Source organism: Paenisporosarcina sp. TG20, from assembly GCF_000286315.1.
In the GTDB taxonomy this organism is placed as follows: domain Bacteria; phylum Bacillota; class Bacilli; order Bacillales_A; family Planococcaceae; genus Paenisporosarcina.
The window spans coordinates 1-5,761 of the sequence record NZ_ALJG01000155.1; the positions used below are offsets into that span (position 1 = coordinate 1).

A 5,761-nucleotide genomic window follows, 5' to 3' on the forward strand; every position below is an offset into this window, starting at 1 on the left:
CAAATGCTTACCTATTACTAACGTTTAGTACAATAAGGGACTTTGGGGAATGCTAAAAGAAAAATAATTTTGAGGTGAAATAACGATGTATAAATTTAAAGGTTGGACAATCGAAACAAAAATGGAAAAAACATTACAAGTTATTATAGACAAAGAAGAAAGTAACTTAATAATGTTTGATGAAGAGAAGGACTTGTTTTTATGGATTTATCCTTCTGAATTCGGAGAAGGATTAACTTTTGAAAAAATGAATTGGGCTATACAGATTCACATCCTATCAGATGAAAAGAAAATTATTATTACATCTTCAGAACAACCAGATGAGTAGGGATTTATTTAACGGGGGATTTCAATGTGTTATTTAATTGGTATCGGTATTGGACTGTTTTTTGTGTTGATAGGTGGTCTTTTTCTATATTTAAATACAAAAGACGACCATAAGTATTTGAAACTGTTTTCCCTTATTTCTTTTGAAGCAGGAATAGTTCTTTTAGGAGTAATAATCATCCTAGTGTCAGTCCTTCCATTGATAGGTATTGGAACTGGAACGTGTGAAAGTATCTTGGACTAACGGGTGCATTTCTTTAAAGAAAGGTGATAGTATTGGCTGATTCATGGTTGGATATAATCGGATTAGACAAAACCACAAGGAAAAAAGCTACCTTGAAGGTACTGTTTGAAGAACCTTCAGGCGAACCTAAAAGTAATATTTTGTTTAATTTATTTGAATTTATAAAAAAGGCATATGGTACTGATAAGTGTACTATTTTGTGGTGGGATGGTGAAATAACCCCTTCTACAAAAATAATAAGCATAGAAGATATTGAGTTCTTACAAGATTTGTGGCTAAAGATTTCGGGTCACTACCTGTTATTCTTACCTGTACAATTTGATGTCAATAGAATTACTGAAAAGGATGAAGAGGAATTCATTGGAATGATTTTAATTACATACTCACATTTGATATTAAAGTCACCAGACGCATATGAAATATTATATTTTAGATTAAACAAATAAATTTAGTAGGCTAACCTTATATTACGAACGGGTGCATTTCTTCAACAAGGAGAAGTGCTCCTTGTTATTGAATTTATTAAAGTAAAGAGCAGTTTAGTTGAGCTACACAAATGTAGCATTTTGCGAAGCAGGGATGTGATTGTATGTTTCAAGATGGATTTCCAAACAATTTGAGAGATGATGTGACTAAAGTAATTGGACTGATTCCTCAGAAGACCTATAATAATGTCACTATTGGTGAAACGCAGGATACTGTTGAATTTTTTCAAGATGATAACGTGATTAAATTTCCTTATCGTATTTACTACATTGATATTTCAGATAAATTTATAGAAAATTTAAGTGTACGACAAAAAATGATTTTGCATTGCATTTATTCAAGAAGTTGTGATGGGTTTGTTCGCCAAAAACATTTGAATTCATTGCTTTTGATGGATTATGAAGATTGGGCTATTCCTTATATCGTAAAAATATGTGATGAATATGTCGTAGAAATATTAGAAATGACTTATGATATCTTAAAAGAACAGGACACAGAACCGATTAAGAGATTTTGTCTTGAAAATATTGGGACGTTTTGCAAAAGCTATAATAGAATGATTAGCTATTGGAACGAATATTACAGATATAAATACAGTGATTTTCAACAATATAATGGCAGGAAGCTATTTAGAGATTGTTTTGGTTACTCTAAATCAATGGAACGCAGGAAAAATAGGAGTTTGTGAAACAATACACTTAAACTAACGGGTTGCTTTAGTTGAATATTCGCGTCCCGAAATAATCGATCTTTTTTATAAAAATGAATAGAAATAAACAGGTAACCCTCGTATTTTGAACAAACTTTGTTCAAAATACGAGGTTTTATTTTACAAGTACTCTAAAAAATTTATGGAAAAAAAGACGCAGATTCTTATCGAGAATCTGCGTCTTTTTTTAAACTTTCACATTCTTCCGTGTTAAAACAGGTTAAATTTACCCGGTTATTCCGGAATAAGTGATCTAAAACTGAAAGGCCACCTTGATACATTTTAGATTTTATTTAGAAAAGCTTTCCAATTAATAATAATTCGTTTATAGTATTAATAACTCCATAAGAATTGCTCCTTGTAGGAAAGGATGACCCAATCTGAATCTTACATGGATAAAAAAACATCTGAACAAACTTTTGTTTATATGTGCTTTACTTATTTTATTTATACTTTTCAATACATCTTTTTCCCACAATCCGGACCCCCCAATATCCGGTATGATTGAAACCATCCCAAACCCAACCTTAAATGAAATTCCGACAGAAGAACCACCTGAAACTACTGAAGAGATCACTAAAGAAAATGAATCTATCGTTGTTGATGTTAAAGGACAAGTCCAAACTCCAGGTGTATACACTTTACCTTTAGGCAGTCGAATTCTTGATGCACTTCAACTAGCAGGTGGTTTATTGCCTACTGCAGAAGAGAAAGAGTTAAATTTTGCTGCAAAGTTAGTAGACGAGATGGTGATATATGTTCCTTCCATTGGTGAAGCACCTACTACATTTACGAGTAGTCCAAGTCCAGTGGATTCAAAATCGACAATTGTTAATATCAATACGGCAGATGAGATGACATTAATGACACTCTCAGGTATTGGTCCATCTAAAGCTAAAGCTATCATTACATACCGTGATGAACATGGACTTTTTCAATCCGTCGAGGAACTTAAAGACGTAACAGGTATAGGTGATCAAACACTTGAAAACTTAAAAGACTTTATTTCGGTTAAATAAATCAAATACAATTGACGTGTGAAACATGTTCCTACTAAACTAGAGAAGAGTTTACATTCAGGGGGCGTTTTTATGGAGCGAATAACATGGGATCAATTCTTTATGGCACAAAGCCATTTACTAGCACTAAGAAGCACTTGTACAAGGTTAGCAGTAGGTGCGACAATCGTTCGAGATAAACGGATCATGGCAGGCGGATACAATGGTTCTATTTCAGGTGACGCCCATTGTATAGATAAAGGGTGTTACGTGGTGGACAAGCATTGTGTCCGTACGGTTCATGCTGAGATGAATGCCTTACTTCAATGTTCGAAATATGGCATTTCAACGAATAATGCAGATTTATATGTGACTCATTTTCCTTGTTTACCTTGTACCAAATCAATTATTCAAGCAGGAATTCGACGTTTATATTATGCCAAGGATTATAAAAACAGCGAATATGCTATTGAATTATTTTTACAAGCAAATGTGGAATTAGTTCATGTATCATTCGATGAACGTAAAATCGACTTCTTAAGCGATCAAAAAATAACTTTGTATTTAGAAATGCTTCAAAAGTTAAGAGAGAGTGGTGTTTCTGCAGAAGAGTTGGCTTCATATGAGGCGCAGGTGAATGAATTATTTGGCAAAACCATTGGAACCAACGTTTAATATATCTATCTATTGCAGCCATCATTTCAACGAGTGCTGTAGTAAGTTCAACTCATCTTTTGTTATTACATGTATTGTGTATTTTGCTCTTTGTTCAAAAACGTACGACAGTCATATTTTTAATAAGTTATCTTGCCGTAGCGACTTTGTTCTTTCTCCATGCGAAAGAACAATTATCACCCATAGAGCATGAAATCACTCAAAATAGTGTATTTAAATGGACATCCACTTACACGATTAATGGCTCGAAATTACGGGGATTTGCTGTGTCTGAGGAAAAACTGAAGTGGTATATTACCTACACGTTCGATTCTGAAGATGAAAAGCATATGTTTCAACAACAATCATTGACTGGAGCAACATTTAAAATGATTGGACAAGCTTCAGAGGTGCCTATTCCAGCTCATGATTATTCATTTAGTATGCAAAGGTATTTAACCAGTCACGGGGCAGTAGGGATGTTGTCGGTTACATCATTAAAAAAAGTTTCAGAACCTAGTGGTGTTTTAGGATGGATTGCAAATCAACGCTTTTTTATGGAAAAACATATTGAGGCACATTTCCCACTTTCTCTCCAACCTGAAGCAAAAGCTTTATTGCTTGGTTTACGTGATGACGTTAATCCACAACAAACACGTGCATATCAAATACTTGGAATCACACATTTATTTGCCATTTCAGGCTTACACGTAGCATTCTTAACATTTATTTTTTACCAAACCATGTTGAGACTGGCAATTAGAAAAGAACTAGCAATGTGGTGTTTGATTATCTGTTTACCTATCTATGCTTGTTTAGTAGGAGGGGCTCCATCAGTGTGGCGTGCTGTTGGCGTTGTTGAAATACTAATGCTCTCTAAGCAACTTAATAAACGCCTTGCAATTGAAGATGCATTTGCACTTAGTATATTATTATTTATTTTTATACAACCTGGTGTCTTGCTCCAAATAGGCTTTCAATTATCATATTTGGCGGCCGCAGCACTCCTTTTTTCTTCCCCTTTTCTAAAAAGACAAACGAGTGTATTGAAACAATCATTTTGGATCACTTTTTTATGTCAAATTGGAGTTGCCCCCACACTTCTATTTCATTTTTACGAAATATCACTATCCTCATTTGCGGTAAATTTAATTTTTGTACCACTTTTTTCAGTAATAATTTTACCTATTAATCTAGTGTTATTCCTACTTACGTTTATGTTACCCATTTTATCGGACCTTATTTTTTACATCTATGAACCAATTAGGTTGTATCTAACAATTTTTATTTTAAAAATTGCCTCTTTACCTTATCAATTATGGAATCCTGGGAAACTGTCAAATTGGCAGCTTATTATTTCATATCTAGGGGTTGGTAGTACATTCTTAGTTTTAGAACTACAACTCCCTTTAAAAAAGCTTTTTTGGACACTTGGACTTCCTGTTGCCATGATTCAAGTAACTCCGTATATAGATCCTTCAGTTGAAGTAACATTTTTGTCTGTAGGTCAAGGGGATGCAACGATTATTGAACTTCCTCATAAACAAGACGTCATTTTAATAGATGCAGGTGGTTTACTAAGATTTAATCAAGATGCGTGGAAAGATTCGAATACGCCTTTTGAAATTGGTCGGGAAGTGGTTGTCCCTTTCCTAAAAGGTCAGGGGATTAACACAATTGATACCTTTATTTGGACGCATGCAGATAGTGACCATATAGAAGGTGCAGAAGAAATTCTTGAAGAAGTAGACGTTAAAGAAATTCATGTCACACCAGGCGCAATTGAAGATTCTGCATTACATCTGGCTGTTCAAACTGCATTAGACAAAAGGATTATCATTAAAGAGAAAATAGCAGGGGATAGCTGGCAAGTAGGAAATATGCAATTTATGTATGTTTCTCCTCAGGATACAGAGTATGAAGGGAATGATGATTCACTGGTTCTCTATATGAGTCAGTACCCGTTTTCAGCACTGTTCACGGGGGATTTAGAAAAAGACGGGGAAGAAAAATTTCTTTTGACATATACAGATATACAAAATGTTACGTTACTAAAAGCGGGACATCACGGCAGTAAAACCTCTAGCACTCTTGAATTTATTAACAGGCTCAATCCACTGTTAACCACATTTTCAGCTGGAAAAAACAATCGCTATGGGCATCCCCATAAAGAAGTGGTTGAAAGGTTTGAGGGGAATCAGTTGCTTACATTAACAACTGCAGATGTTGGCTCAGTAAATGTCCGTTATTATAATGAGGAAATGACGATTAAAATTACTTCAGATACAGGTGAAATCAAAAAATCCCTATCACAGTAATGCTAGCCCGACTTTCGGCAGTTTT

General features: G+C 34.4%; 7 protein-coding genes. All 7 read left to right on the forward strand.

The window, feature by feature from the left end:
* Positions 1–85: 85 nt before the first annotated feature.
* A complete protein-coding gene (locus tag B371_RS0102060; protein ID WP_019412655.1) occupies positions 86–328 on the forward strand; it encodes a hypothetical protein in 243 nt (80 codons plus the stop codon).
* Positions 329–352: 24 nt separating this feature from the next.
* A complete protein-coding gene (locus B371_RS0102065; RefSeq protein WP_019412656.1) occupies positions 353–571 on the forward strand; it encodes a hypothetical protein in 219 nt (72 codons plus the stop codon).
* A 32-nt stretch (positions 572–603) separates the two neighbouring features.
* The gene (locus B371_RS0102070) at positions 604–1,017 is read left to right on the forward strand and encodes a hypothetical protein (RefSeq protein ID WP_019412657.1); all 414 of its coding nucleotides are present in this window, start codon (positions 604–606) and stop codon (positions 1,015–1,017) included.
* A gap of 143 nt (positions 1,018–1,160) precedes the next feature.
* Positions 1,161–1,745, forward strand: a complete 585-nt coding sequence (locus B371_RS22340) for a hypothetical protein (RefSeq protein ID WP_019412658.1) — start codon at positions 1,161–1,163, stop codon at positions 1,743–1,745.
* Positions 1,746–2,266: 521 nt separating this feature from the next.
* Positions 2,267–2,785: a helix-hairpin-helix domain-containing protein gene (locus tag B371_RS0102080; protein ID WP_019412660.1), complete on the forward strand. Its 519-nt coding sequence runs from the start codon at positions 2,267–2,269 to the stop codon at positions 2,783–2,785.
* Between the two features lie 72 nt (positions 2,786–2,857).
* Complete coding sequence (locus tag B371_RS0102085; RefSeq protein WP_019412661.1) at positions 2,858–3,439, forward strand: ComE operon protein 2; 582 nt, start codon at positions 2,858–2,860, stop codon at positions 3,437–3,439.
* Between the two features lie 83 nt (positions 3,440–3,522).
* On the forward strand, positions 3,523–5,736 hold the full coding sequence (locus B371_RS21085) for a DNA internalization-related competence protein ComEC/Rec2 (RefSeq protein ID WP_083844929.1): 2,214 nt from the start codon (positions 3,523–3,525) through the stop codon (positions 5,734–5,736).
* The last annotated feature ends 25 nt before the right edge of the window (positions 5,737–5,761 follow it).